Origin of the sequence: Vibrio sp. Vb1337, assembly GCF_033338715.1 — a bacterium.
GTDB classification, from domain to species: Bacteria; Pseudomonadota; Gammaproteobacteria; order Enterobacterales; family Vibrionaceae; genus Vibrio; species Vibrio alginolyticus.
Genome location: NZ_JAWOTD010000022.1, coordinates 1 through 25214, shown reverse-complemented (window position 1 = coordinate 25214; position 25214 = coordinate 1). Strand labels below are relative to the sequence as shown.

Genomic DNA, 25214 nt, shown 5'->3' with positions numbered 1-25214 from the left:
ATGGACAGGGCTTACTTTGACTGATAGCGCCACTTCGTAACCACATCACCAATTTGTTCGATTGTCATCGCCTGTTGCTGCCAACCTTTATCGAAATTAACATCATTTGAGCGAGGCAACTGGTCATCAGATAAGCTGCGAATCATCACTCTAGTTGGTAACGTTGCTGCTTGTCCGACAAATATGGCCTCCTGACGTCTTAAACCGGAGAGCATTTTTGTTAAGCCAGACATCGAATCCGGTAACACACTACGAACATGTTCACGGTCGGCATCATTGGTTATTCGAAGTACAATCCATGAGTTGCATTGCGATAACACCGTTGCCTCAACTTCACTCGGTCTCTGAGAAATGAGTAACAGACCAACGCCATACTTACGGCCTTCCTTCGCAATTCGACGAATTGCAGACTGCGCTGCCTCATACTGAGCTTCACCACGATTCGGTACGTATCGGTGTGCCTCTTCGCACACCAAAAGTACAGGGCTATTTTGCCGTTCAGCTTCGGTTTGCCAGACTTTAAGCTGAAACACGATTCTCGCTATTGCAGCGCTAGCTACCCCTGCCACTTCATTGGGTACACCAGACAAGTCAACAATCTGCACTGTGGTTTGCTGCGTTAAGAACTGATTGACGATTGTAGGTAACGGATCTTTGTCACCATCCCAACTTTCCATCATGAATTTGAGTCGACCATCTTTTAGCAATGAATCTATCTTTCGAATAACTCGACTAAAATCCTCATGCTGCTTTTTATCTTTGTTTTCTGGTCGCTGCGCGTTGATGGCACCGATTAATCCTTCTTCGTATCGTGCTCCATCTTTGAATCCGAAATGATCTAAGCCTTCTGCACTTCCAATAATGTAAGGGATCGGCGAGTCAACCGTTAACTGATTATTATCAAGCCCAAGCTGTCCAGCTGCTGTCTCACGAACCGCTATTAGGGCATTTTTAATTATGTTTGATTGTGATGTTGCTGCAAACTCGGTCTTGCCGATAAACAAGCTTAACGACTCTTCTAAATCGAGTAACCAATACGGTAGTTTTAGTGAACCTTCATCGGTTGATAAACGTTGGTGTGCAGGGAACGCTTTGCCGTATTCATTATGTGGGTCAAGGATAATAATTTGTGGGTGCCAGTGCTCATGATTGGCTATCTGACCACGTTCGAGGATACTGTGAATAACTGCCGCCACAGTACCTGATTTACCGGCACCGGTGGAGCCAAGGATGGCAGTGTGCTTACCTAATAATTCATTCAACTCAGCGTAACAAGGTGCACCGCCAGAGCCAACATGCTCGCCAAGTTGAATAACCGCACCTTTGGCGTCTCCGTAAATAAACCTAAGCTCTGATTTGGGTGTCAGATAAATGGTTTGCTGCGGTAGTGGATAAGTAGCAACACCGCGTTCAAACTCAAGGGCAAACTCATCTTCACCTTTCCTCCGCCACTCACCCTCTCCAAACAAGTCAGCTTCGATAATGCGTTCATCTGAAGATGCGGCAGGCAAGCCCTTTTCTAGCTGGTAGTCAGCCTTCATACGTAATCGACTGACTAAACCATAAATAGAGCGGCGGCCAAAATGAACTTTGATGATTGAGCCAAATTGCCCAATTGGATAGTTTTCACCAGCAAATACTCGGGACAGATCTGAAATAGTAGGGTCGAGCTCGGCGATAATACGCGAGCCATCTACCTCAATAATTTTACCGATAGAGAGATTCTCAATGGGTTTTAGGTATTTGTTATCCATATCAAATACCTCCTTCAAGGATCTGGGTTAGGTTTTCAAACTTCCACCATTCAATGCTATTTTCTGAGGTTGCCTTGTGATCGGCGTGATAAAAACCTTTATCGGAAAAAATCAGTACTTGTTCGTTGATCGAGCTGTCTTCATACCAAGTTTGCAGCACGCCACTAGGCTCAGAGTCGCTCGTAAACGCAATCACGGTTAAATTGTCATTTGAAGCCCTTAAACCGCGTTCGATTTCTAGGTTGATATGCGCATCACCAAAACTATAACCGGCGATCAACAAAACCCGCTGGCTACCACCTCGCGGGTTCAAAACTGATCTCGCTTTGTGCATTAAGTTCGCATAGGGATCGAGTTGTGTTTCACGGTATTTAGTCGATGCAGGCCAAATCATAATCTTTGCAGCTTGATCTTGGCTGCGCTTCAAATGTGGAGCAATACGCAATGGTGTTGATGAAGAAGTATGTTCAGCCCAATTGATGGAACCATGTAGCTTAAATACTCGGGCATCTAGATTGTTCTGTTCAAACGTCGAAGGGTTCCACCATCCTGACACACCGCCTTCTAAACCATCGGCATATCTCAATTGTGATAGTGCGAGTGAGTCTTCAATTAACGTGTCGTAGTTCATCACTAGATAATCGATGGTGCTCGACTGGTTGTCTTTGCCTGGTCGCATTGGTCGATGCAATGCCTGAACAAACCGCTCATGTACAGCAGAATCTACTTCAATATTGATTACGTCAAAAATCGCTAGTTTTATCTCGTTTATCGCTTGCAATAGCTGGTTGTTACTATATTCAGAGCCACCAATAGCCACCTTGCTCGTTGTTACATTGCGATTTGCTCGACGAGCCGTGATGGCAAGCCAATCGATCAGCTCGCTTAGGTAGTCTTCAATGTGCGAATCTGGATTTGCGCCAGCAAAAGAGTTTTGTATGGCAGTCAATACCTGCTTTGAATCAGCGGAGAGCTTGTCACTTATTAGTGCACTTTCTGTTAACTGGTTTGTTAATGGAAGACCAGCACAAAAACTCGCCCCTGCACCTAACAGAACCGCTTTTGAATGTGAGAGCAATTCTTCGAGTTTATTGATTGCTTCTCTGAACTCTTTTTGTTCAAAAACTGTGGTATCGAATGCCATACTCCCTCCTTAGAGCTCGCCTTTAAAAGCTGAATCGAGAATTGAAGCCTTCAGGCCTGCTAAATAAGACAATTTGCCAGTCAGCTCTTTACTCACTTCATTAGTCTTTTCAACTAAGGCATCCAGAGATTCACATATGGATTTTTGTTCATCAATCGGGGGCAAGTAGAATTCAAAGTTGAATAAATGGTTACGGTTGACCTTTGGCATTCCTGCTCGACTAGAGCCTTCAATTGCATATTGCGTAAACAGATCAGATAACAGTAGATAAAATAAAAAATCTCTGCTCATCTTTTGGTTGTCTGGTGTTAATGGATAAATGTCTGCACTACAGATACCAGAGAACGATGGTCTAGCGACTTTCATAAGATACGGTCGTATTTTACTGTACAAAACCATACTGTTATCAAAAGGAAACTTACCTGAAATAAGCTTTTCTTCCCTAGCTGTTTTTAGACCTATCAGCTCACCATTAAACGACGCAATGTTTGCTCCTCCAATATGGAACATATCTAAATATTGCTCTTCTCTTGGGTCACATAATTTTGAGGTAATTTGGCAAACATCACTTAAACTAACCTTATCCCAATGCTCTTGCTTAGTAAGCATGGCGCTTAGTGAGCTTTTAACTAGCGCATCAGCCAGTGTGACACTTTCCTGCAAATGCTCAATGGCGGTGTCGATGCGGGTGAGCAGTGCATCGAGTTTTTCAACGATACGTTTTTGTTCAGTTATTGAAGTAACAGGTACTTTGGCTATTTGAGTAAACAGTTTGGTTGTAGCTCTTGGCATTCGTGCGCCTGAACAGTTATTCATTGCCAAGTCAACGAAATACTGAGAGCGGAGATAGTAAGCTAAAAAGTCTGGACTGATTACATCAGAACATTCAAATGGGATGATTTCTGTAGTAGCTATACCATCTATTTTAGCCACAACTACTTTGTTTAAATATGGCCTTAACTTTCCATAAAGTACCATCCCTTTCTTGAACGAAACTTTTGTACTACTTATTTCCGAACCTTTGGTTGGAGAGTTGCTGATAACTTTCCCTGTATGGCTTTCAATGTTCTCTAAGCCAATATAGTTATATTGTTCCTCAGGGTTAGGTTCCACAGTTTTTCTTGATGGAGTGCAGACATCGGTTAAATTACTCCACTCCCACCCATCAGGCAGTTTATACAAAACCTGTTCCATGCTTATTTCTCCGCCAACAGATCTTCAATTTCATCCAACAGGCCAGATACCAGTTTTTCCTTGGTGCGGATCTGTTTGAGAATATCGCTGGGCGCTAAGTGCTCGGCATCTTTTTGTTTGGCTGGGTTTTTGGCAGATAGGTCATAGTCTTCTGCGAGTTTGTTGGCGGATACCGTCCAAGAGCGCTCAGTGCTTTCTCGGCTACTATACAGTTCAACAAACTCTTTTAGGTGATCATCGGTGATCGGTTTGTTTTTGGTGAGCTTTTGCTCAGGCTCACATTCGTAATACCACACATCGCTGGTGCAACCGCTGCGTTCAAAAAACAACACGTTTGTTTTTACGCCCGAATATGGCAAAAATACCCCAGCGGGTAGGCTTAAAATGGTGTGTAGGTTAAAGTTTTCCAGCAGTTCTTGTTTTACCTGTTTGAAGGCGCTGTTGGTTTGGAATAATACGCCTTCTGGAACTACGACGGCTGCTTTTCCGCCACTTTTCAGAGTTTTCATAAAGTGCTGCATAAACAGCAATTCGGTGGCATTCGCTTTAATGGGAAAGTTCTGTTGGATCTGCTCTTTTTCTTTCCCGCCAAACGGTGGATTAGCCAGAATAATGTCGTAACGGTCTTTTTCCTGAATATCGCGGATATTCTGAGTTAAGGTATTACCACGGAACAAATTGGGTGACTCGATACCATGTAAAATCATGTTCATCATGCCCATCACATAAGCCAGCGAGGTTTTTTCGAAACCAAAGAAGGTATCACGCTGGATAAAGTCCCATTGCTCAGTAGAAAGCGCACTCTTTTTTGCTTTCAGGTGGTCAAAGGCTTCTACTAGGAATCCGCACGAGCCAGCCGCTGCATCGTAAATGGTTTGCCCGGCTTGTGGGTCAATGGCCTTGATCATGGCACGCACTACTGGGCGCGGGGTGTAAAATTCACCCGCATAGCCACCGGCATCGCCCATGTTTTGCAATAGGCCTTCATAAACCAACGACAACTCAAACATTTCATCACTGGATTGGAAGTTCAGCGTATCGATAATATCCAATACTTCACGCAAGGTATGGCCAGACGCCACCTTGTTGTCTAAATACTGGAAGATGGCACCAATCTTATAGGCAAAAGACTTTGGGTCTACCCCTGAACCAGTGATAGCTGAATTGGCAAAGCCTTTTAAGTAAGGGAATAACGCGTTATTCACATAATCGGTTAAGTCATCGCCCGTGCGAACTTTGTTAATGTCTAGCCTGCCATCGACGTTTTTCGGGCAGGCCCAATTTGACCAACGATGTTCTTCATCTAACACCGGTTGATAATCTTTACCTGATAGTACTGCTTCATCTTCTTTTTCAGATTCATAATCATCCAAAAACTTTAAGAACAGTACCCACGAGGTTTGCTCGGTATAGTGCATAGCACCACTAATGCCATCGTCGCGGCGCAGTATGTCGGTAATTCGGTCAATTTTTTGTTGTAATGACATGGCTTATAGTTTTCCGATAATAAAATTGTACATATTGGTGATGTCTTCGCTGATTTCGTTTGGCGGAATCAGGTCGATATAGGCTTGGAGTTTTTCTGGGTCTAAGCCTTCGCCATCGGTGTTAATCAGCGGGTTGATAATGTCTTTGACGTTCATCCTACGAATATCGTCGTTATCACCAGGATTATTGGACTGAAGGTGATTGCACTGCGCAATATCACCATTGTTTATTTGGCCAAGCAGATTGAGGTGCGCCAATGCGGTGTATGATAGCAAATAGTTTTTGATTTCACGGCGTTTCCAAGCCAATAGATATGGCGATACGTTGGTGCAACGAGGCCATTGAATGGCATTTAGCAACTCACGGTACATTTGTCCGTTCACTTGAACGCCATTGGCAGCATTCCAGTCCAATGCCGCCTCGTCTCGATCACAAATTAGGAAAATCTGTGTTGTTACAAGTGGTGATTCAATCTTGCTTAAGCCATGTAACCAATCTATTTTCCCCTTGCCAAAGGTTTCGTTAGCAGTAGCGTAGCTGGACGACTTTTTCATGGCATGCACAGTGGCTAGACGGTTTATATCTAGCCCTGCACGTGCCGCAAGTTTGGTAAAAATAATCCAATCGTTGTAGTCATCTAATAAGGCGATGTTAGGCAGCTTGCCACACACCTCAAATTCAACGGATTTGGCACGAGAAAGTACACTGAGTCGGCTGATTAGTTGCTTGATCTTGTTGTCTTCGTTAATTCGGCCGTGCTCCACCACTTTCAGATGTTCTATGCGGTTTTCTTTTGCAGAAATAGAATCCAACAGGTGTGTCGTAGTAATCGCATGGCCTTGTATGCTGTGTAATAGAGACCATAGTTTCTCTACGTTTTTGTAGTGCAGGTGCGAATCTGCTTCATCAAACAGGAATAAAGTATTCGGCGCATCAAAAAGGTCTATCAACGCGTATAGAAAGAGCAGTTGGTATTCACCATCGCTTAAATCATCTAACTCAATGTTGCCCAAAAGCTTTAACTTGAAGCTTCTTTTGTTAATGAAGTTGCCATTGACAGCTTGTGTTAAAAAACTGATTGATGGGTCGTCACCAAAATCAACTTCATCCAAGTCTTCATCTGGATTAATCCTAGCGAACTTTACCGAGAGTAAATCGTAAGATGATAATTCGATTGTCTTGGTGGAAAGTTTCTCTTCAAACAAATACTCACGGTCTATCAGTTCTTCTACAAAACTTTCTAACGAGCGGTAGAAAGGTGTTTGTCTAAGAGTGCCTTTTTCTCCCACTTCTTCTTTTTTTAATGCATCTTGAACACGCTGTGCATAGCGTTTATCTACACGAAAAGAGAATGACAACTTACTTGATATATCGTCTCTGTTGATATCCTGACTCTCTTTTGCGTACCCTTTTTCAAGTAAAAATGTTCTGGTTTTGCCGTCTCGAACCAGAGCTGTAGCTAAAAAGACCAATAGTTTTGACCAAGTTTTATCGTAGTAAAACGAAGATAAAACCATCGACTTTCCACGACGCCTGATTTTCTTTACATGTTCATTAAAGTGCTTTGAGAAAGACTCATTTTGCCCGGATGAAAAGCATACCGTTCTCAAATGAGCATGATCGCCACCATTAAGTCCCTCGCTAAAAATTGACTGCAAAATAGTGGATTTACCGCTGCCATTTTCGCCAATTAAAGTAGCTACTTTGTTGATATGTAAGGTTTGTGGCTGATCGTGTAGCGGGTTAGGTGCTAGTGTTAATTGCATTTTAGTTCACATGGTATAGCTGTTGCTGTAATTGTTTAAAAGCAGCCAGTAAATAGGCTGGCTTTCCACCGAATGCTGTTGAGGCGTCTTTCACTGTACCTAAGCCTGATAGCTCGATGAGAGCAGGCAAGCGCTCGCGTGATAACTCTGAGCTGCCAGTTTGCTCATAACGATTGAGCACAAAGTGCAAAAACTGCTGTGCCTTTTCTTGTTGGTACTGATTAAAGAAGGTGCTGTTAGTGCGTACTTGATCGGCACGAGCTTTACGGGTTGCCATTGGCTGTTCAAAGGCTAAAAAAGCCAGCAGATCGAAGATATCGCACTCTTCTGCTTCAAACATGCGTCGCAGAGTGGCGAGCTGTTCTTTATCAAAACCTGCTTGTACAAGTTTATTGAGCAAGGTTTCGCGCTCATCTGGGTCTGACCATATCCGCCGCAATTCCTCAACTGATTTAAACAACCCTGGTAATTGGGTGATCAAACGCTCAACAAATTCTTGCACAGTGAGAGGTTTGCCGTTTTCATCGATATAACGAGTTTCAACGTCAATGACCTTCAGTTCTCGGTGTTTGCCGAGCTTTACTTTCAACCGAGGTTTTGTCTCACCCGGTTCAGGTTCTGGGTCATCTGTTCCTCCGGGTGGTTCTGGTGTGTATGGCGGTGGTTTAGGCTCCCCTGTGCCACCGGGCTCTGGTGCTTCAGGCTCGCCATCCCAATCTTTGTCATAAAACTTATTGGTTGCACCCCGAAAATCGACAATGGTGAAATAGTCTTTGCCATCAAAAACGCGGGTGCCGCGACCGACAATTTGTTTAAATTCCACCATTGAGCCGACGGTTCTATCCAGCACTACGTTACGTACATTACGGGCGTCTACCCCCGTGGTTAACATTTGCGATGAGGTAATAATGGTGGGGATATCTTTGTCATTATCTTGGAATTTTTCCAGTAGCTCGCGGCCAACTTTACCTTCGTCACTGGTTACACGAACGCAGTAGTGTGGGTCTTTAACTTTTTTATGTTTATTGATCATGTCGCGCATGGTGAGAGCATGATTTTGGTTTTCGCAAAAGACGATGGTTTTTTCTAGTGGATTGATATTGTCCAAAATGGCTTTTGCGACCAGCTCGGTACGTTCATCAACAATGATCTTCTTGTCGTAATCTTCTACCTGATAGACGTCTTGCCCTGATTTACCTTCGATCACTTGGTCATCTTTGGTCAGCACGAGCTCGTCTAAGTTGGTACGTACCCGCTTAACACGATATGGCGTTAAAAAGCCATCGTTGATACCGTCTTTTAATGAGTATTCAAATGCAGGAGTTCCAAAGTAATCATAGGTATCCACATTAGCTTCACGTTTTGGTGTGGCTGTTAAACCTACATGCACTGCACTGCCAAAATGATCGAGTATGGCTCGCCAAGAGCCTGTCTCATTAGCACTGCCACGGTGACACTCGTCAATCATTACAAGGTCAAAGAAATCACTTGGATACTCTTTGTAATAGCCTTCAATGTTTTCACGCTCAGCAATTGCTTGGTAGATAGCAAAAAAGATATGTGCATTGGTTGGCACTACACCGCCACGCTTGCGTACCTCTTCCCCATTTATCTTAATAAGGTCTTTTTCATAGGGGTTAAAAGTATTGATAGCTTGGTCGGCCAAAATATTACGATCAGCCAAAAACAATATTCGTGGTCGTCGACTACCTGGTGTTTCTTTGTTCCAACGGGACTGAAACAGTTTATGGACGATTTGGAAGGCAATAAACGTTTTACCTGTACCTGTCGCCAGCGTTAACAGCACGCGAGGCTTACCTTTACCAATGGCATCTGTGGCGGCATGGACCGCTAATTCTTGGTAATAACGCGGCTGCATTGCGCCTTCTAAATGAAAGGGCACATTACGAAGTTGCTGGCCTAGATCCGAATTAACACCCGCGTAGCGGTTTTCAAGCTCTTGTGGTGTTGGGTAAAACTCGATGTAGTCGCCTTTACCAGTTTCCAAGTCGAACTCATAGGTTTGTTTACCGTTGCTTGAATAGACAAAGCGAACGTGTAGCTTCTTGGCATAGTCGATGGCTTGTTGAAGGCCTTTGGTTGGATGTTCAGATTCTTTTTTTGCTTCAATAACTGCAAGGTAACGATTGTCTTTGTGGAGCAGATAATCGACGAAACAACGACGACCGCGGACGCCGCCAGCAAGCTTACGGCCATCGGTAAAGTAATGTTCCCGAATGATGTTGCCTGGTTGCCAGTGCGCGGCTTTTAACGCTGGATCGATGTAGTTTGCTCTGGTATCTGCTTCTGACGACATTCTCTACTCCACAAGGACTTAACTCTGGATGTCTAGATTTTTGTAAGACTCCTAGTCAATAGCTTATCTACTACAAAATAAAAACTTAAAGGAAGAATATGAGAAAAGTACTAGAGGGACAATGGTTTGCATCAAAATATGCAATCAAGTGAGCTTAAAGCTGGCTTAACTAAGGTTAAGCCAGTGCTTCTATGTTTTTTAGCCATGTATCAAATAAAGGGCATTTTTCTCGCATTGTTTCTAGACCCACTTCTAAAGCTGCTAAAGTTCCTAAAAGTGGTTTTTCATAGCCGAAAATATGCTTTTCGATGCGCTTACTTGGTGCTGTTTGCGGGCTGTTATTGATATGTTCTGGTGAGTCGAAGCTGTTTGCGATCTCGGTAAATACCTTTTCTAGTTCTACTCTATCCATACCTTGAGCCATCTTTATCGGATCGCTGAAGAGCAGTGCTTCAAACTCGTACATCTGCACGTAAGGGATAAACCGACGCATAGCGTTCGCACCGATTTTCTCAGTCAATTTTTCAGCGAATGCGTTTTGTAGTGTTTGAGCCTTAACAGCGACAGGTGCATTGGCATCGACGGCATTCTTACCAGGGAAGCTCTCTGGTAACCCGTAGAAATCAAAGAAGGTGGTGCAATAGCACTGTTGATCTGCCAGCAAACGCTTTTCGATATCAGGAGCAAGCCGTTCAAACTTGAAGTTTCCTCCTTTATGGCCTGGGCGACCGATAAGCCCTGGCATCAAGTAAATGCCTTTAAGGGCAAATGGCTCCACCAGCAACTCTTTCACAAAAGCTTCTTCTGTTTGCCCTTCACAAATTACATGCACTATGGTCATTTTGATGGTCTCCCACCAATGATGTTTTTCTCCCATAGCTCGCCAACCGAATAATCATCTAGCCAAGTACGGAATTTATCAGCATCTAAGCGTTTAAATGTCGATGCGCCTTCTTCACGCTCTACAACAATAAGATCATCCAACTCAAATTCATTGAGCAGTGGAACGGATTGCGTAGATACGATCACCTGCATCCGTTTTGACGCACTGCGTAACAATGCCCCTAATAGCGTTATCGCATAAGGGTGTAAGCCTAGTTCTGGCTCATCGATGATGATGGTCGATGGTGGGTTAGGTTGCAATAAAGCTGTGACCAAACAAATAAAACGGATAGAGCCATCGGAAAGCTGACTTGGCCAAAGAGGGTAGTCACTATCGGCTTGTTTCCACAGTAAGCGTATTTGCTCTTCACCAGAAGCAAGCGGAATAGGTTTGAGAACGAAGTCATCAAAGAATGGTACAGCTAAGCGCACGGTTTTGCAGATTTGTGCATAGACCTCAGCGTTTTCACGCTGTAGCTTAAATAAGTAGGCGGCTAAGTTACCCGCATCTGAACGTAGATATTCGTTATCGTGAATTGCCCCAAGGCGCTTTACTGCTGCTGTGTCGCTCGTATCATGGAAATGGAAAACCTTCCAGGCAGAAATCGCTGAATAACAGAAAGAGGCCACTTTTGATGACGTGCCTGATTGCATCTCTTTCTTTAAGTTAGATTCCTTGTGCCCAGCTCCTAATCTGGGCTCTGTAACCCCAAAAAAGGGGCCATCGAAATAGAGCTTCTCACTCGAAAAAGTGAAATTATCGTCCGTAGTAGGCTCTAAATCTGCCGAATAGCCATTCACCCCAAAACGTATAGTGGTATGAAGTTTCTGAGTCTCTTTGACACCATATGACAATACACGATCAGCGCCACCTTGTTTGCTCGTCCAAACTTGCAAACGACCTTCAACTAACTCATGCAACATTCTAAAGTAACTGACAAAGTTACTTTTACCGACGCCATTTGCACCGATAAGAACGTTTAAGTTGTTGAGCTGTAGCTTATCCAGCGAACGGATAGACTTAAAACCCTGGATGGTTAACCTGTCTATCTTACTCATTGGCTTCCTCTTTTCTGATTACGACGTATTGTTGATTGAATGGCTTGTTGATTTAGCAGAACTAAGCGTATTTCGATTGATGGACGATTATACCTCACAACCGTCACTTTCTGCGCTTTTCTCTTTGTTTTCTCCATCAAACTCTGACGGTCTTAAAATTGTGCATCAAGTCTAAGATGAGAGTAGCACACAAATCCGCGTCACTTTATAGCTGAAAATACCACGATTTGCCGTTGCTGCCCCATAGCAATCAAAACAATTTCAGATAGATATCATCTTCGTGCATACCTCAACGGTTTCATTTTTAGGAGCTTTTTATGCACGAAAACAACTACTATTTTGATGGTCCTATTACGGCGGACAGGGTGCTCGACGCGGCCGCAGAAATCCTTGCTGCACGCGCCCTCCGAGGCGATCAATATTGCAATCCCGATGCAACAAAAACCTATTTATCTTGCAAGTTAAAACACCATGAAAGAGAGGTGTTTGCGGTGATGTTTCTAGATAATCAGCATCGCCTTATTGCCTTTGAAGAGCTGTTCTTTGGCACAATTGATTCAGCAAGTGTTTATCCCCGAGAAGTCCTCAAAGCGGCTTTAAAAGTCAATGCTGCCGCACTCATCTTTGCTCACAATCACCCTTCTGGCGATGCCACACCTTCTCAGGCCGATAAACAAATTACGCAAAGGCTTAAAGAGGCTTTAGCGCTGGTGGACATTCGAGTTCTTGATCATATCGTGGTTGGCGATAGCGCCATCTCTTTTGCAGAAAGGGGGCTACTATGATCCAGAAAACATCGGGTGAACTAGAACTGTTGGATGGCTTTCATCGAGCATTGCTTTTGGTAATCCAACGTTATTCGATTCCTCCACAAGCTCAACGTATGGTCCTGAACTGTCGACAAAAACACTATTACCAGACGGGGCAGGGGCTTCATCCCATTGAAATACAATTTCGTCGAACATCGGCCAGTGAAGATTGGCAGGTCGTCTGTTTAGCGAGTTTTTCTTATTCGGAAAATAAACCGAGTGAGATGGAGCCTGAACTCTACTTTCATCTCTTCAATCTTTGGTGTTATCAACCAGATAGCGGTGCTGCAAGTCTCGCACACCCGCAAGTGAAAGCGCTGTTAGATACTTGGCTGAACGCGCTCTCTCGACACCTTACTCAGTCCCTCTTTGATGACATTCAGTTATCGATGATTCAAACCTTCGATGAACACCACTCATGATCACGTTTTAACCTCGGTAACTCTTAGGAGATTTAACCATGTCTATACTGAATTTTACGCCGTCAGCGCTGCCTGTTTCTAATAAGCTTCTGACGTTATTAAACCAACATTGTCATGCCTCGATGGAATCAACACAGTCCACCAGCCATGCCCTCTCTATCCATTTTCGAGACAAAAGCTATAGCGCGGAAGAAGGGGGATATCATCCGGTTGAGGTTGGCCTCAACATTGTGAATGGTAAAACGGTTGATATTCTCTACATTACCGATTTTGCGTATATGGGGAACTATTATCCGGAGCTAGAGCGATGCATTGATTTTGACTTTGGCAATCAAGTTGCTTTTACCGTCGCCACGGGATGGCAAAGCATTCGCTCTCCTGGTATCGATGAGCTGTATCAAATGTGGGAGCAAAACTTTCTTCAGTACGTTGAATGGGAGTGTTACGACGACATTCAGATTTCTCATTAACTTTTTATCAATCTAGCCAGACTTCCACTTGTTGCTTTGCTTCTTGCTTATGTTCTTGTTTTACATGCGCCCCTACTGAAGCCAAAGCCGCCATCAACACACCAATGTCATCACTATAGCCAACCCCGACCAATACATCGGGTATGGCATCAATAGTAACCCAGCGCACTCAGTATTGCGGTTTTCGCCCAACGTGGCGTATCGCTGTCTTTCGCACAGTAGTAAAGGATCAAGGCCGTTTCAATAACCTCACGACCAGCTTTCTTGGCGTAGCGTTTGAGCTTATCCCAAAAGGATTGCTCACGGTAATGTTCTTGGTGTTGAGTGTCTTGCATGAGATGCCCCTCTGTTGAGGTTTCAGGATACTGGCTAGCTCGCTCATTTTTAAGACAAACCTTATCCGGTACGACATAAGTTAACGCACCAATTCGTACTATGCATGGGAATTGACCACTTAATAAGAAGGATAACCAAATGGGATTTTGGGACAACGTTGGAAAGCTTGCTAAAGCAGGCGCACAAGCTGGAGCGAAGGTGGCTTCTGATACGTACGGTGATATGAAAGAAGCGCAAGCGGATGCTGCTCGTAAGAGTGATGATCAGTTAGCGCGCACTATTGCCAATCGTTCAGGCGGTACATGGGCCATTGGGGCTGCTCGCCAGGAGCTTAAAAGTCGTGGCTATAGTGACGATGCCATTCAAAGCTTGGTGAATCGTCACCGTTAATGATGGTAAGGGGACACGGCAAAGCGCCGTGTCCGCTGCTTTCTTTATTTCCTCGCAAACTGCTGCGACATAAGTCAACGCAGCGCCTCGTAAACTCTCTTCAATCAATCCGTTAGCTCATTGTCTTTACTCAACTCTTGTGTGGGTGAGGGTTCGTGCGCTTAAAAATAAAGCCATCTATGAACGATACAAAGCTTAATCGCTCTCAGCATTACATCCAGTTGGTTCTTGAGATTTATAAGCGCATTCCAAACAGTCGCAAAATCACAGCCAAAGAGATCCAGCAGCAACTGAGTGAAGTGGGTATTGTGCGTTCAGAGCGAACCATTCAGCGCAATCTCACCGATATCGCTCAGTTCTTTGATGATGTCGACGTGGATATGCGCGACAAGCCTTTTGGCTATAGTCGTCGCTCGCGCCATTTGCTTTCACACGGCCCACAAGAGGCGGTTTTATTGAGCTTGGCGGAAAATTATCTGCGTTATCTTCTCCCTGTGAACTTGATGAAAACGCTTGACACGGTTTTCAATGACGCCAAGCAACACCTATTTCCCACCACCAGCAATGTGAAAGAGCGTCAATGGCTAAAGAAAGTGCGCTTTGTTAGTGAAGGCGTTCCGTTGCTTCCTCCCCACATCGACAATGAGATTTTTGAGAAGGTCAGCTACGCTCTCTTCCACAATCGTTATTTATCCCTTTGCTATACCAATGCCAATCTAGAGAAGAAAAGCAAAGAGGTGATGCCATTGGGTTTGGCGCAACAAGGAAGCCGTCTTTATCTTGTGTGCCGTTTTCGCGGTCACACCAACGAGCGTTCCTTGGCGTTGCATCGTATCCATAAAGCAAGCATCTCTACGTTTGATTTTGCTTATCCAAGTGATTTTGACCTGGAGCGGTATGATTTGGATGGGCGTTTTTACTTTGGTGAAGGGGAGGAAATACGATTGTCGTTTTGTATTGGTCGAGAAAGCGGTTATCACTTGCTCGAAACGCCGCTATCGATGGATCAGAGTGTGGAATTGATCGATGGAGGATATCAAGTGACGGCAACGGTGATTGACTCACTTCAGCTCGAACGATGGTTACGTGGGTTTGGGGATGAGGTCTGGAGCATTACCAAAGAGGAATGCACTACAAAAATTGCTTAAGCCACTGCCTCTTGTTCTAGCATTGGCAAACCCAATCGCTCATCTCGTTCTGCCACTCTTTCTAATATCCAGTCTTGTACTTCACTTTCTAACCAAGCCACGCTGCGAAAACCCAGCGATACCGATTTAGGGAACTTACCCTCTGCCATGAGCTTGTACATATACGCACGGCTCAAACCTGTATTATCCAGCACTTCTTTTAGTCGAATTAGTCTCATTTTTCTGTCCTCATGATTTGTTCGTCATAAGGAGGTAGCTAGTTGTAATTTTTCCGGACGCTAACTAAGGAGCGCTTATGTCCGAACAGCACGATCTTTTCACTACGCTTGAAAGTGAGATACGCCAGGCATCCCTCAATGAGCGTACTCGCACCAAGTTACTCGATAACCTCAAACAAATGAGAGCCACTGAGCTCAACATCCTCATTACAGGAGCCACCGGAGCAGGAAAAAGCTCAACGATTAACGCTCTCTTTGACATGAGCGTTGCAGATGTGGGCATCAGTTGTGAGCCGCACACGCAGGGTGTTACGCAATATCGTCTGAACAACCTCATTCTTTGGGATAGTCCTGGTCTGGGGGATGGCATCGAAGAAGACAAGCGCCATGCCCGCTTATTGAAAAATACGCTGAGAGCGAGAGATGAGCAGAACCGTTTCGTGATTGACCTGGTACTTGTGATTCTTGATGGTGGCTCACGCGATTTAGGCACACCTATTACCTTGATTAATGATGTGCTTATTCCAGCATTAGGCGAAGACGCACAGCACCGTTTAATCATCGCCATTAATCAAGCCGATAATGCGTTAAAAGGAAATCAAGCCTGGGACTACGAAAACAATACGCCGACACCTGTGTCGAAAACTTATCTTGAAACCATGGTGCGCTCGGTTCATCGACGCGTATTACGCGCAACAGGGGTGTATCTAAAGCCCGTCTACTACGTTGCGGGGCACTGTGATGGATTGGCCAAGCAACGGCCCTATAACCTTTCCAAGTTGCTGTATTTGATTGTTGAACGTTTACCAAAAAATAAACGGCTCTTACTGGCGAATCGCACGCTTTCCCCTCGGCATGAGAATTGGAAAGACAACGATGCCAGTGATTACAACAAAAAAACCAGTCTTAGTTTGTGGGAGGCAATCTTCGACACGACGACTCAAGGTGCGCAATACGGCGAAGAAATAGGAAGTGTGTTTGGCACGACAGGCAAGCACCTGGGCAAAATTATAGGCGGTGCGCTAGGGGCATGCTTAGGCGGTTTACGCTATCTCTTTGGCTGGTAGATAAGCGCCGCTACGGTTACATCTCTCAAAGCCAACCTCTCTTCGACATAAGTTGTCGCAACTACCTTTTAATATCAACTCATTGAATAACTGTTCAAAGGATACTTCTCATGAAACCAATTGTGCTTACAACAGCACTGTCAGTGCTATTGGCCTTTAATGCGTCTGCTGAAGGCTACAAAGTGGAATACAAAGACATCAATACTCAATGGGGAACCAAAACGAAAATATTTGTGACCTCTCTGTTTGATTTCACCACTATCTACAAAATTGAGGTGAATCGAGGCAACTGCGAAGTTGCCTGGCCAGAGATGCCGAAGGTTACTGTTAACAAGAATAAATACAGCCAATCAGATGAGTTACTGAAAAATCTTAGCAACCCAGACTATAAGAAGCCCTCAAGCAGTAACACAACGAGTGGTGTGGTATGGCACCCATACCCATCTGTTGACTTGGAGTATGGTGACTCAACAGGTTACGTCACTACAACGCGCTGTCGCGTGTTAGAGATTGATATCTACTCTAGCGAAGGAGAGTACCGCTATACGACGGATTAGGTGACAGAAAGGCCCCTGCGGGCCTTTCTTTTTTGTAAACTCAATAGCGACTGTAATCGAAGCTTCTTCCGTTACCAGGTAGTTTACCTTCTTTTTTAGCAAAGTAACTAACACGGTAAAAGGCTTGATTGTATTGATTCTCATAGATCTCTTTATCGCACCTGTTATTTATTTCACACGTGCCGTTCTCAGCGAAATGAACCGCACTACTTACTTGTTCAACCGAAAGACCAGTTGCACTTGCCCAAGCTTTAGCAATCATCCCTGAAACGTATTCTCCCGTAACATCATTGTAAGGCCCCATTCCTTTAAAAACATCACCGTTTAGCAACACAGCAACGTGATAGTGTGGATTCCCTGAAGTTACCATTTCTTTGCACCAAATAAATCGAGGCTTAGAGTGACGGTTATGGCTTTTACGTTTTAGGTAAGCACACATAATCGCTTTGAAGGATTCTTGAAATTTTGTGATTTGCTTACTTGATACTTTCTCGCTTGAAAAGCCTTGGGGATATCTCAAATCGATACGAAGCAACAATGTTCGAGGGTATTGATCTAGAGCTCTATCAAAGGTGCTTTTAATAGCTAAAAGGCAGGAAGGTATTAGAGGTCCTTTCTTGGAGTATACCGGTAAGTCCATATCATCAATGGTGAGTATTTCTGCATGTTCAAGATAATTGTTCATTTCTATCATTCCTATTGGTTAGTGTTCTCAATAGGTAGATAGGTTGTTGTAATTAATTAGATAAGATTCATATAAATACTATTATTACCGACAGTTTTTCACTCCCTCCTTCCTGCCATGTACCTTTGTTCAGCAAGTCTTCCTGTGGCTTCAAAACTTGCAAAAGTTACTCTGATAAAAACTACCCATCAGTTTGGCGAAACGCCTCTTTCTTTTTCGAAAAAACAGACATCAAACGATGTCATTTCGGCAATCACGTCATGCTTGAGCTTACGCTGTCACATAAGAACAGCTTTCATATCAGTGATTTTTCAATGCATAAGCTATGATCATTGCACTAAAGCTATGTTTGGCGTTGGGTTGTCTATAACAATATCTACTTGAAAAATACTTTAAAAACATTTAAAAAATACTTAAATAATACTTGTAAATTACTAAGTAATGATATGGAAGATTTGGTAGAGACTTTTAAAGTGGATAGTGATCCTAGGTTTCTTTTTGATGTGAGCTTTGAGCTAGGCATCGTAAGTAATCAGGATGACATCGACGCAAGAATAGCAATTGCGAAAGATGCGGTTAGGAAGGGTAAAGTCGAAGATCTCAAGCAGAAAAGAAACCGCTTTGCAGAAAGTAATGTCGCTTTGAGTGAATATGAATGGATTGATTTTAGAGATTACGAGACATGTTATTTTGTTTGGTACTTTACGTTGCTCTGTTTTCGTCACAAGACTAATAGTACTAAGCAGTTAAACATGAATCTGAACATGGATTTCAACACGGTTTTCGCTAACAGTCACTTAGATCGTGCCACTACTATTACAGTGCCGAGCTTTCGTGAGAATGACTCTAAGTCAAAGATGCATACTATTATTTATTTACATTACTTATTTTCAGAAACTAAAGTTGATGCAGAATTACAGAAAGAATTGTTGGATGCGCTCAAGAGGAGATATCTTGAGTTTAGGCGGTCAGCATTCTTCAAACTAACTTTGGAAGACAATAGAGACAGGGCTCAATGGACAGAAAGTAGGCTAGAGAATGACGGCATTTTTCTACCCATTGAGATTCCTGTTAGTGAAAAAGCGCATAGCTTATCGTTAGCGATATCGTTCTTTTTTTGGGATCAAAGCTCTCAGTTTTCAATAAATACCTCAGGTGAGGAGCACATTGTTGGCAAAAGTGCGTACGTTCATAAACTGAATCTTTCATGGAATCAATATAAGCATAGACAGAAGAACAAGCTTAAGAAGGTAAAGGCCTACAGTTTTGAGATGGAGGAGTCTCTGCAAAAGAAAATTGACCACCTGTCTAGAGCACTCGATATGAAGAGAAACAGACTTATTGAGTATCTCATAGAGCAGGAGTACACCAAGCAAACTAAAAAATAGCCTAGGTGTTTTAGTTCTCAGAACGGATTGGTTCTGAAAAATGAGCGCGCACTGATTTCTGATTTAGTGATGACCGAAACAAAAACGCCACAAGCAAAGCTGGTGGCGTTGACATCAAATCCAATCATAGCAATCGAGCATTTTAGATGCTCCCGTACCCCAAGCCGTACCCAGAGCGTTTTTTGCTACAGCTAAAAACCTTTCAAGTCCTTATTTAATGCGCTCAAGCAGGACGCCTGCTTCCATGTGGTGGGTATAAGGGAATTGGTCAAACAGAGCAAAACGCGTTACGTTGTGTGTTTCGCATAGAGTGTCCAAGTTCTCTTTTAGAGTCTCAGGGTTACAAGAGATGTACATGATGCGCTCGTAACCTTGCACCATTTTACAAGTATCGACATCCATCCCAGCACGTGGTGGGTCGACAAAAATCGTATTGCAGTTGTAGCTCTTCAGATCTACACCTGCATCTTGTAGACGACGGAATTCACGCTTACCTTCGATCGCTTGAGTAAATTCCTCTGCTGATAGACGTAAGATTTGTACGTTATCAATCTTATTGGCAGCGATGTTGTACTGTGCAGATACCACAGATGGCTTCGCTAGCTCAGTTGCCAGTACGCGGTCGAAATTCTGTGCCAACGCCAGCGAGAAGTTACCGTTACCACAGTAAAGCTCTAGTAGATCGCCAGTGCTTTCTTGGGTACAGTCGACCGCCCATTCCAGCATCTTCTCTGCGACTTTGCCGTTCGGCTGAGTGAAGCTGTTCTCTACTTGTTGGTAGATGTAGCTTTGACCATTTACATCGAGCTTCTCGATCACGTAGTCGCGGTCTAGGACAATCTTCATCTTACGAGCACGACCAATGATGTTTAGATTGAAGCCTTCATCATTTAAACGCTGTTTAAGGGCTTTCGCGTTTTCAATCCACTCTTCATCAAGTTGGCGATGGTAAAGGAGTGAAACCAGAATCTCACCACTTAGCGTCGATAGGAAATCCACTTGGAACAGTTTACGACGTAGTGAGTCGTTGTCTTTCATCGCTTCAACCAATAGCGGCATCAGGTCGTTGATCAGACGGCTTGCTGCAGGGAATTGGTCAACACGGTACTTCTCACGAGTTTCTTGGTTGAACATGATGTAGTAAAGATCTTCGCCTTCATGCCAAACACGGAACTCAGCACGCATGCGGTAGTGCTGCTCTGGTGATTCAAACACTTCCAGTTCTGGCATGTTGTATGGCGCGAACATATCCGTGAGACGTTCGACTTTTTCAGCCAGTTGTTCTTGGTAGCGTTGTGGGTTTACATCAAGAGTAGCCATGATCTTACCTTTTATGGTGCATTCAATTTAAGAGCGCAGATTTTATTCAATCTCAATAGGATGTCCAGTTTTGTACTGGAATTGATTTAAAGATAGTGCGTACAGGCAGAGTAGAAAGCAAAATCAATCAAAACGTTACAACTTTTAAGGGCAATATTGGCTGGACAAATAATCAATAGCTGAATAATATTTGCCTCAAGTTGGTGCTATCTAGCAATCTAGATGGCTGAAATGGGAATCTGGTGTGAATCCAGAACTGACGCGCAGCGGTAAAAGAGAACGAACGCTCATCAGACACTGCATTAGTTTATGTGGGAAGTCGAGCAAGTAGGCGGTACACCCGTGCTCTTGAGTCCGAATACCTGCCAACAACTGAGCCACAGCACAGGACTGTCATGATGACAGGGCTCGGAAGGAATTACGCGATTTAGGACAATACAATGAGAAAATCCGCACTGGCGATAACTTTGGCATCGCTGCTTTCACCTGTCTCTTATCTACAGGCCCAAGAAACCTCCACTGACGAAACCATCGTTGTTACTGCAAACCGTTTTGAGCAAGCCGAAAGCCGTACGTTGGCAGATGTCGAAGTAGTTACTCGACAAGACATCGATCGCATTCAAGCGAAAACCCTACCAGATGTATTGCGTCGCCTTACGGGGATTCAAGTTTCACAAAATGGTGGTCGTGGTCAGTTAGCGTCTTTATTTGTTCGTGGAACCAGTTCCGACCAAGTTTTAGTACTGGTTGATGGCGTACGTTTTGCACGAGCAGCGAAGGGCGCTGTGGACTTTAACCAAATCCCACTTACTTACGTTCAACGTATTGAGTACGTACGTGGTGCGCGTGCGTCACTTTATGGCTCAGAAGCGATTGGTGGCGTGATCAATATCATCACCATTGCGCGTGCTGACGAAGAAGGAACGAAGTTAAGTGCGGGTTTAGGTAGTTTAGATTATCAAGAATTGAGTGTGGCATCTGGTATTAAAGTCACAGAGAGCGGCCAGCTAAATATCGCGCTTGGTAGTGAAAGTGATGATGGTTATAACGTTCGTCCTGTACCGGGAGTTAATGACGGTGATCGCCATGGCTTTGATACAAAGAATGGTCTGCTAGGTTACGTGCATAACTTCAATGACCAGTGGTCTGCATTTGGTAACCTACGTGCTTACGAAAATGTTTATCAATATGACAGCAGCTACGGCAGTCGCGGTTACTACGAAGCAGAAAAAGACGATCTTTCTGTCACTCTGGGCGGTAAGTATCAGTCTGATAATGTGATGTCAGAACTACAAGTAACGGCACAGAAACAGAAGTCTTGGAACTATGAGCAAGCAAAAGGCAAACACTCAGGTACTGAAGATGAACTTGAGCAGCAAAATGTCCAGTGGACCAACAGTTACTTGCTAAACAACAATACGACGTTGGCTGGTGGTATTGATTGGCGCAACGAGTCTTATAAAGACAAGAGTGCGAATAAAACGTTTGATCGTACCAATGGCGCTCTGTTTGGTATGGCAACCACCAGTATTGATAAAGCAATGCTCGAGGGCAGTGCTCGCCTTGATGATAACGAAGAATACGGTAGTGAGTTCACTTACAGTTTAGCGGCTGGTTACCAGTTTGTACCAGAGTTTGGGGTTAAAGCCTCTTTTGGTACTGCGTTTAAGGCTCCAAACCTATATCAACAGTATGACCCAACATACGGTGAGAAAGATCTGAAGCCGGAAGAGTCAGATGCTTGGGAGCTAGCATTCAGCGGTGATGTCCAAGGCGTTTTTTGGTCCGTCACGGGTTATGACTATAAAATCACGAATCTTATCGATTACCATCCAACCACATACAAATATTTGAATGTCGATGGTGAAACACATATCCAAGGTGTGGAGCTTGTTGCTGAGTTTGATACAGGGATTGTGCAGCACCAGTTGAGTGCAGATTATAAAGATGCTGAAGACGATAAAGGGCATCAGTTGCAGCGTCGCGCTAAAGAAGTGTATAAGTGGAATGCTTTAGTGAGCTTCGATAAAGTGGATTGGTCGGTTAGCTATCAGTACGTCGGTAAGCGTCCAGATGTGGATTACAGCACTTGGCCTTCACAAGATATTACGCTTTCTTCTTACTCGTTGGTTGATACGGCAGTGACTTACTATCCGAATGAGTCGACCTCTATTAGCGCTCGTATCGATAATCTACTTGATGAAGAGTATGAGATGGCAAAAGGTTACCCCGCTGCAGAGCGAGCGTACTATCTCAACGTTGGCTACGAATTCTAATCGTGAATGAGCACAAACCGCCTTCGGGCGGTTTTTAATATTTTGTGGTGGAAAATCGAATGAAGAAACCCAAGCGAGTGGTGATCAGTTGGTCCAGTGGTAAAGATTCGACATTAACGCTTGAGCGCCTTAACGAGAATCCAAATTATCAAGTTGTCGGTTTGTACACGACTTACGTAGGGAAAGAAGTCCCTTTCCAAGCAACTCCGCTTGAAGTCGTACAAATGCAAGCAGACTTACTTGCGCTTCCGCTCATTACTATCGAGCTACCTGAAATCTTTCCAAGTAACGACATTTATCAATCGACCATCGTTAATGCATTACAAAGTAGTGGTCTGAACATAGAAGCTGTCGCATTTGGTGATATGTTTTGTAATGGCATTGCCGATTACCGACGCAGCTATATTGAACCTGTTGGCTGGGAATGCGTCTTTCCTCTATTAGGGGAGAGCAGCGAAAAACTAGCGATGGAAATCATAGAGCGTGGTATTCAAACTATGTTAATCACCATCGACGGAAGAGTTCTCCCTCCAGAATGGTGTGGTCGCTGGTATGACAAAGCCCTAATAGAGTCATTACCAAGTCAAATTGATCCCTGTGGGGAAAATGGTGAATTTCACACATTGGTCACGTCTTCGCCGTCTTTTCAAGGGCATATCGAGTTGACGAAGCGAGATGTAGAATCTGGAGATAGATTCAGCCATCAAAGATACCATGCTAAAGCATTGCCAAAACAAATCTACGCAGTATGATCGCAACGTTTCTGTTCTTTAGGTAAGGCTCGTGCGAGTAGCAAGTAAGAAAAAAGTCCTAGTTTTTGACTCCGGTGTTGGTGGCCTTTCTGTATTCCAAGAGATACATCGCCTATTGCCCCAGCTAGACTACTTATACTTATTCGATAATCAGGCTTACCCTTATGGTGAACTCGATCAGGCTGTACTCATTCCACGAGTTAACCAACTGGTCTCTTCATTAGTCGAAGAACACCAAGTCGACATTGTCGTCATTGCTTGCAACACGGCGAGCACCATAGTGCTTCCTTCCTTACGCGAAAATTTATCGATTCCCGTTGTTGGTGTTGTCCCTGCGATTAAACCCGCATCGCTTTTAGCATCAAAAGGAGTAGGGCTGATCGCCACTCCGGCGACAGTAACACGCCAATATACTCACGAGTTAATACGGGACTTTGCGCAAGGTAAACCAGTTGAGCTGGTGGGATCAACTCGCTTAGTAGATATGGCCGAAGAGAAGTTGCGGGGCAACAGCGTTTCTCTCGACGAACTGACAAATATCCTGCTTCCCCTTCGCGATAAAGTCGATGTTGCGGTGCTCGGTTGTACTCACTTCCCTTTAATCAAAGAGGAAATTCATCAAGCTTTGGGTGGGGACGTTACTTTAATTGATTCAGGCGCAGCGATTGCACGTCGAGTAAAAGCATTGCTATTAAGTGATGAAATTGAGGATACAGAAGAGGGAAGTAAGTCGATTTATGCCAGTGCAACTCCTTGGCAGGAAGATGCACTGAACATTTGTTTAAAGAAGCTAGGTTTTAATCCTGTTCAGGTTTACCACCATCCGGATGTTTAGGATCGTTCGCAATTCTCACTTTTAGCGTTCTCTCCATATATTCCTTTTCATTAAGTTTAGCGATAGCTGGCTTGGCATCTGCCGCAGCCATCACTACAAAACCAAACCCTCTTCTTTTTCCAGTACGCTTATCTTTCATTAAGCGTACCGCATAGACCTGTCCATATTCAGCAAACAAATCGCGAACATGACTCTCATTGGCCTTATAAGGAAGGTTGCCGACATACAGCGTTTTAGTTGAAGGCTCAGGATCCGAAGATTGAAGAACAGGTGTTTTGCTAGAAAATGAAAAAAGAAAAGCAGTAGCGATAACACCAATGAGGAAGCTCAAGGCTGGTGGGATGATGAATTGAGAGAAGATGATTCCCCCAACGATGGCCAACCCAACACATAAAATCAGATTTTTTTTAGACGTCATTTTAATTACTACACATAGTGATAAAGAGATCGATTGTCCATTAACAGAATAGACACATGAATCTTACGTATATGGTTGGTGTTTTTCCAACCAATTGCTGTGATATGTCTCAAATGTGACGAAGAAATATGCAAATATCGCACTTTTGGATAATTTGTGACCGGTTGGTTTTTTATTTGCAAAAAACGCTTGTACTAATTTCTCAACCCCCTATACTGCGCATCCACCGACACGGAGTGAGACGAAAGTCACACAGCGAGTCGGGAAGAGAGAAAAAAGAATTTGAAAAAAATGCTTGACTCTCTCACGGTGTGAAGTAAGATACGCACCCCTAACGACGAGCAACTAAGTTGCTGAAAATGTTAGAAAAGCTCTTTAAAAATAAGAACCTATCAATCTGTGTGGGCACTCGTTGATGATAATCCAATTAGATACTTCGGTATCAAATTAGGTTTCAATGAAACGAAGTGACCATTGAATCTTCGGATTCAGCACAGTCAATTCAAACATTACTTTATG

General features: G+C 43.8%; 25 protein-coding genes and 1 riboswitch. Of the genes, 11 read left to right on the top strand and 14 right to left on the bottom strand.

The features are described 5' to 3' along the window. Window positions 1-11: 11 nt before the first annotated feature. From R7E42_RS19690 to R7E42_RS19655, 8 genes are all read right to left on the bottom strand, one after another. Window positions 12-1754 (bottom strand): ATP-binding protein, encoded by a 1743-nt coding sequence (locus tag R7E42_RS19690; RefSeq protein ID WP_318072936.1) that lies wholly within the window; start codon window positions 1752-1754, stop codon window positions 12-14. A 1-nt stretch (window position 1755) separates the two neighbouring features. Continuing rightward, on the bottom strand, window positions 1756-2898 hold the full coding sequence (locus tag R7E42_RS19685; RefSeq protein WP_318072935.1) for an SIR2 family protein: 1143 nt from the start codon (window positions 2896-2898) through the stop codon (window positions 1756-1758). A gap of 9 nt (window positions 2899-2907) precedes the next feature. Continuing rightward, window positions 2908-4092 (bottom strand): restriction endonuclease subunit S, encoded by a 1185-nt coding sequence (locus R7E42_RS19680; protein WP_318072934.1) that lies wholly within the window; start codon window positions 4090-4092, stop codon window positions 2908-2910. 2 nt (window positions 4093-4094) lie between these two features. Beyond that, on the bottom strand, window positions 4095-5579 hold the full coding sequence (locus R7E42_RS19675; RefSeq protein WP_264910488.1) for a type I restriction-modification system subunit M: 1485 nt from the start codon (window positions 5577-5579) through the stop codon (window positions 4095-4097). A 3-nt stretch (window positions 5580-5582) separates the two neighbouring features. Continuing rightward, window positions 5583-7346, bottom strand: coding sequence for an AAA family ATPase (locus tag R7E42_RS19670; RefSeq protein ID WP_318072933.1), 1764 nt, complete (start codon window positions 7344-7346; stop codon window positions 5583-5585). A gap of 1 nt (window position 7347) precedes the next feature. Then, complete coding sequence (hsdR, locus tag R7E42_RS19665) at window positions 7348-9663, bottom strand: EcoAI/FtnUII family type I restriction enzme subunit R (RefSeq protein ID WP_318072932.1); 2316 nt, start codon at window positions 9661-9663, stop codon at window positions 7348-7350. Between the two features lie 175 nt (window positions 9664-9838). After that, window positions 9839-10504 carry a DUF4276 family protein gene (locus tag R7E42_RS19660; protein WP_020904482.1) on the bottom strand — a complete coding sequence of 222 codons (666 nt, stop codon included), beginning with the start codon at window positions 10502-10504 and terminating at the stop codon, window positions 9839-9841. Then, the gene (locus R7E42_RS19655) at window positions 10501-11604 is read right to left on the bottom strand and encodes an AAA family ATPase (protein WP_001888816.1); all 1104 of its coding nucleotides are present in this window, start codon (window positions 11602-11604) and stop codon (window positions 10501-10503) included. Before R7E42_RS19655 ends, R7E42_RS19660 begins: the two co-directional genes overlap by 4 nt. A gap of 317 nt (window positions 11605-11921) precedes the next feature. On the opposite strand from R7E42_RS19655, the gene radC reads away from it, so the two are divergent. From radC to R7E42_RS19640, 3 genes are read left to right on the top strand one after another with little or no spacing between them, the layout of a single operon-like run. Beyond that, a complete protein-coding gene (gene radC, locus R7E42_RS19650; protein ID WP_032473088.1) occupies window positions 11922-12389 on the top strand; it encodes a RadC family protein in 468 nt (155 codons plus the stop codon). After that, entirely contained in the window at window positions 12386-12835 is a 450-nt protein-coding gene (locus tag R7E42_RS19645) for a DUF2787 family protein (protein ID WP_158123930.1), read from the top strand. Before radC ends, R7E42_RS19645 begins: the two co-directional genes overlap by 4 nt. Before the next feature lie 38 nt (window positions 12836-12873). Continuing rightward, the gene (locus R7E42_RS19640) at window positions 12874-13305 is read left to right on the top strand and encodes a DUF2787 family protein (protein ID WP_032473086.1); all 432 of its coding nucleotides are present in this window, start codon (window positions 12874-12876) and stop codon (window positions 13303-13305) included. A gap of 7 nt (window positions 13306-13312) precedes the next feature. On the opposite strand, the gene R7E42_RS25970 is transcribed toward R7E42_RS19640, so the two are convergent. Next, entirely contained in the window at window positions 13313-13474 is a 162-nt protein-coding gene (locus tag R7E42_RS25970) for a YkvA family protein (protein WP_411978979.1), read from the bottom strand. Beyond that, window positions 13455-13640 (bottom strand): YkvA family protein, encoded by a 186-nt coding sequence (locus R7E42_RS25965; RefSeq protein WP_411978978.1) that lies wholly within the window; start codon window positions 13638-13640, stop codon window positions 13455-13457. The genes R7E42_RS25970 and R7E42_RS25965 overlap by 20 nt, the downstream gene beginning before the upstream one ends. Window positions 13641-13779: 139 nt before the next feature. On the opposite strand from R7E42_RS25965, the gene R7E42_RS19630 reads away from it, so the two are divergent. Further along, window positions 13780-14031 carry a hypothetical protein gene (locus R7E42_RS19630; RefSeq protein WP_005378661.1) on the top strand — a complete coding sequence of 84 codons (252 nt, stop codon included), beginning with the start codon at window positions 13780-13782 and terminating at the stop codon, window positions 14029-14031. A gap of 179 nt (window positions 14032-14210) precedes the next feature. After that, the gene (locus tag R7E42_RS19625) at window positions 14211-15179 is read left to right on the top strand and encodes a helix-turn-helix transcriptional regulator (protein WP_038941542.1); all 969 of its coding nucleotides are present in this window, start codon (window positions 14211-14213) and stop codon (window positions 15177-15179) included. On the opposite strand, the gene R7E42_RS19620 is transcribed toward R7E42_RS19625, so the two are convergent. Beyond that, complete coding sequence (locus tag R7E42_RS19620; protein WP_042606382.1) at window positions 15176-15397, bottom strand: helix-turn-helix transcriptional regulator; 222 nt, start codon at window positions 15395-15397, stop codon at window positions 15176-15178. The two genes, R7E42_RS19625 and R7E42_RS19620, sit on opposite strands and share 4 nt — an antisense overlap. A 77-nt stretch (window positions 15398-15474) precedes the next feature. On the opposite strand from R7E42_RS19620, the gene R7E42_RS19615 reads away from it, so the two are divergent. Both R7E42_RS19615 and R7E42_RS19610 read left to right on the top strand, forming a co-directional pair. Further along, window positions 15475-16464, top strand: a complete 990-nt coding sequence (locus tag R7E42_RS19615; protein ID WP_318072931.1) for a GTPase family protein — start codon at window positions 15475-15477, stop codon at window positions 16462-16464. A gap of 110 nt (window positions 16465-16574) precedes the next feature. Then, window positions 16575-17021, top strand: a complete 447-nt coding sequence (locus R7E42_RS19610; RefSeq protein ID WP_029836846.1) for a hypothetical protein — start codon at window positions 16575-16577, stop codon at window positions 17019-17021. A 40-nt stretch (window positions 17022-17061) separates the two neighbouring features. Here the strand turns inward: R7E42_RS19610 and R7E42_RS19605 are convergent, their stop codons facing one another. Further along, window positions 17062-17706: an inovirus Gp2 family protein gene (locus R7E42_RS19605; protein ID WP_039450984.1), complete on the bottom strand. Its 645-nt coding sequence runs from the start codon at window positions 17704-17706 to the stop codon at window positions 17062-17064. 446 nt (window positions 17707-18152) lie between these two features. Between R7E42_RS19605 and R7E42_RS19600 the strand changes: the two genes are divergently transcribed. After that, window positions 18153-19094, top strand: coding sequence for a hypothetical protein (locus R7E42_RS19600; RefSeq protein ID WP_318072930.1), 942 nt, complete (start codon window positions 18153-18155; stop codon window positions 19092-19094). Between the two features lie 210 nt (window positions 19095-19304). Here R7E42_RS19600 and trmA read toward each other — a convergent pair whose 3' ends face one another. Then, a complete protein-coding gene (gene trmA / locus R7E42_RS19595) occupies window positions 19305-20414 on the bottom strand; it encodes a tRNA (uridine(54)-C5)-methyltransferase TrmA (RefSeq protein ID WP_213971063.1) in 1110 nt (369 codons plus the stop codon). Between the two features lie 184 nt (window positions 20415-20598). Next, window positions 20599-20799, top strand: a riboswitch (cobalamin riboswitch). Between the two features lie 55 nt (window positions 20800-20854). Here trmA and btuB point away from each other — a divergent pair. From btuB to murI, 3 genes are read left to right on the top strand one after another with little or no spacing between them, the layout of a single operon-like run. Next, window positions 20855-22690 carry a TonB-dependent vitamin B12 receptor gene (btuB, locus tag R7E42_RS19590; protein WP_318072929.1) on the top strand — a complete coding sequence of 612 codons (1836 nt, stop codon included), beginning with the start codon at window positions 20855-20857 and terminating at the stop codon, window positions 22688-22690. Window positions 22691-22749: 59 nt separating this feature from the next. Continuing rightward, a complete protein-coding gene (locus tag R7E42_RS19585) occupies window positions 22750-23442 on the top strand; it encodes an ATPase (RefSeq protein ID WP_005378675.1) in 693 nt (230 codons plus the stop codon). 31 nt (window positions 23443-23473) lie between these two features. Then, window positions 23474-24277, top strand: coding sequence for a glutamate racemase (gene murI, locus R7E42_RS19580; RefSeq protein WP_115386358.1), 804 nt, complete (start codon window positions 23474-23476; stop codon window positions 24275-24277). Here murI and R7E42_RS19575 read toward each other — a convergent pair. Then, on the bottom strand, window positions 24240-24695 hold the full coding sequence (locus R7E42_RS19575; protein ID WP_258489743.1) for an RNA-binding protein: 456 nt from the start codon (window positions 24693-24695) through the stop codon (window positions 24240-24242). The two genes, murI and R7E42_RS19575, sit on opposite strands and share 38 nt — an antisense overlap. Between the last annotated feature and the right edge of the window lie 519 nt (window positions 24696-25214).

Coding starts and splice junctions, on each gene's coding strand:
- R7E42_RS19690 (WP_318072936.1), bottom strand. CDS start 1,754: ATGGATAACAAATACCTAAAACCCATTGAGAATCTCTCTATCGGTAAA.
- R7E42_RS19685 (WP_318072935.1), bottom strand. CDS start 2,898: ATGGCATTCGATACCACAGTTTTTGAACAAAAAGAGTTCAGAGAAGCA.
- R7E42_RS19680 (WP_318072934.1), bottom strand. CDS start 4,092: ATGGAACAGGTTTTGTATAAACTGCCTGATGGGTGGGAGTGGAGTAAT.
- R7E42_RS19675 (WP_264910488.1), bottom strand. CDS start 5,579: ATGTCATTACAACAAAAAATTGACCGAATTACCGACATACTGCGCCGC.
- R7E42_RS19670 (WP_318072933.1), bottom strand. CDS start 7,346: ATGCAATTAACACTAGCACCTAACCCGCTACACGATCAGCCACAAACC.
- hsdR (WP_318072932.1), bottom strand. CDS start 9,663: ATGTCGTCAGAAGCAGATACCAGAGCAAACTACATCGATCCAGCGTTA.
- R7E42_RS19660 (WP_020904482.1), bottom strand. CDS start 10,504: ATGACCATAGTGCATGTAATTTGTGAAGGGCAAACAGAAGAAGCTTTT.
- R7E42_RS19655 (WP_001888816.1), bottom strand. CDS start 11,604: ATGAGTAAGATAGACAGGTTAACCATCCAGGGTTTTAAGTCTATCCGT.
- radC (WP_032473088.1), top strand. CDS start 11,922: ATGCACGAAAACAACTACTATTTTGATGGTCCTATTACGGCGGACAGG.
- R7E42_RS19645 (WP_158123930.1), top strand. CDS start 12,386: ATGATCCAGAAAACATCGGGTGAACTAGAACTGTTGGATGGCTTTCAT.
- R7E42_RS19640 (WP_032473086.1), top strand. CDS start 12,874: ATGTCTATACTGAATTTTACGCCGTCAGCGCTGCCTGTTTCTAATAAG.
- R7E42_RS25965 (WP_411978978.1), bottom strand. CDS start 13,640: ATGCAAGACACTCAACACCAAGAACATTACCGTGAGCAATCCTTTTGG.
- R7E42_RS19630 (WP_005378661.1), top strand. CDS start 13,780: ATGGGATTTTGGGACAACGTTGGAAAGCTTGCTAAAGCAGGCGCACAA.
- R7E42_RS19625 (WP_038941542.1), top strand. CDS start 14,211: ATGAACGATACAAAGCTTAATCGCTCTCAGCATTACATCCAGTTGGTT.
- R7E42_RS19620 (WP_042606382.1), bottom strand. CDS start 15,397: ATGAGACTAATTCGACTAAAAGAAGTGCTGGATAATACAGGTTTGAGC.
- R7E42_RS19615 (WP_318072931.1), top strand. CDS start 15,475: ATGTCCGAACAGCACGATCTTTTCACTACGCTTGAAAGTGAGATACGC.
- R7E42_RS19610 (WP_029836846.1), top strand. CDS start 16,575: ATGAAACCAATTGTGCTTACAACAGCACTGTCAGTGCTATTGGCCTTT.
- R7E42_RS19605 (WP_039450984.1), bottom strand. CDS start 17,706: ATGAACAATTATCTTGAACATGCAGAAATACTCACCATTGATGATATG.
- R7E42_RS19600 (WP_318072930.1), top strand. CDS start 18,153: ATGGAAGATTTGGTAGAGACTTTTAAAGTGGATAGTGATCCTAGGTTT.
- trmA (WP_213971063.1), bottom strand. CDS start 20,414: ATGGCTACTCTTGATGTAAACCCACAACGCTACCAAGAACAACTGGCT.
- btuB (WP_318072929.1), top strand. CDS start 20,855: ATGAGAAAATCCGCACTGGCGATAACTTTGGCATCGCTGCTTTCACCT.
- R7E42_RS19585 (WP_005378675.1), top strand. CDS start 22,750: ATGAAGAAACCCAAGCGAGTGGTGATCAGTTGGTCCAGTGGTAAAGAT.
- R7E42_RS19575 (WP_258489743.1), bottom strand. CDS start 24,695: ATGACGTCTAAAAAAAATCTGATTTTATGTGTTGGGTTGGCCATCGTT.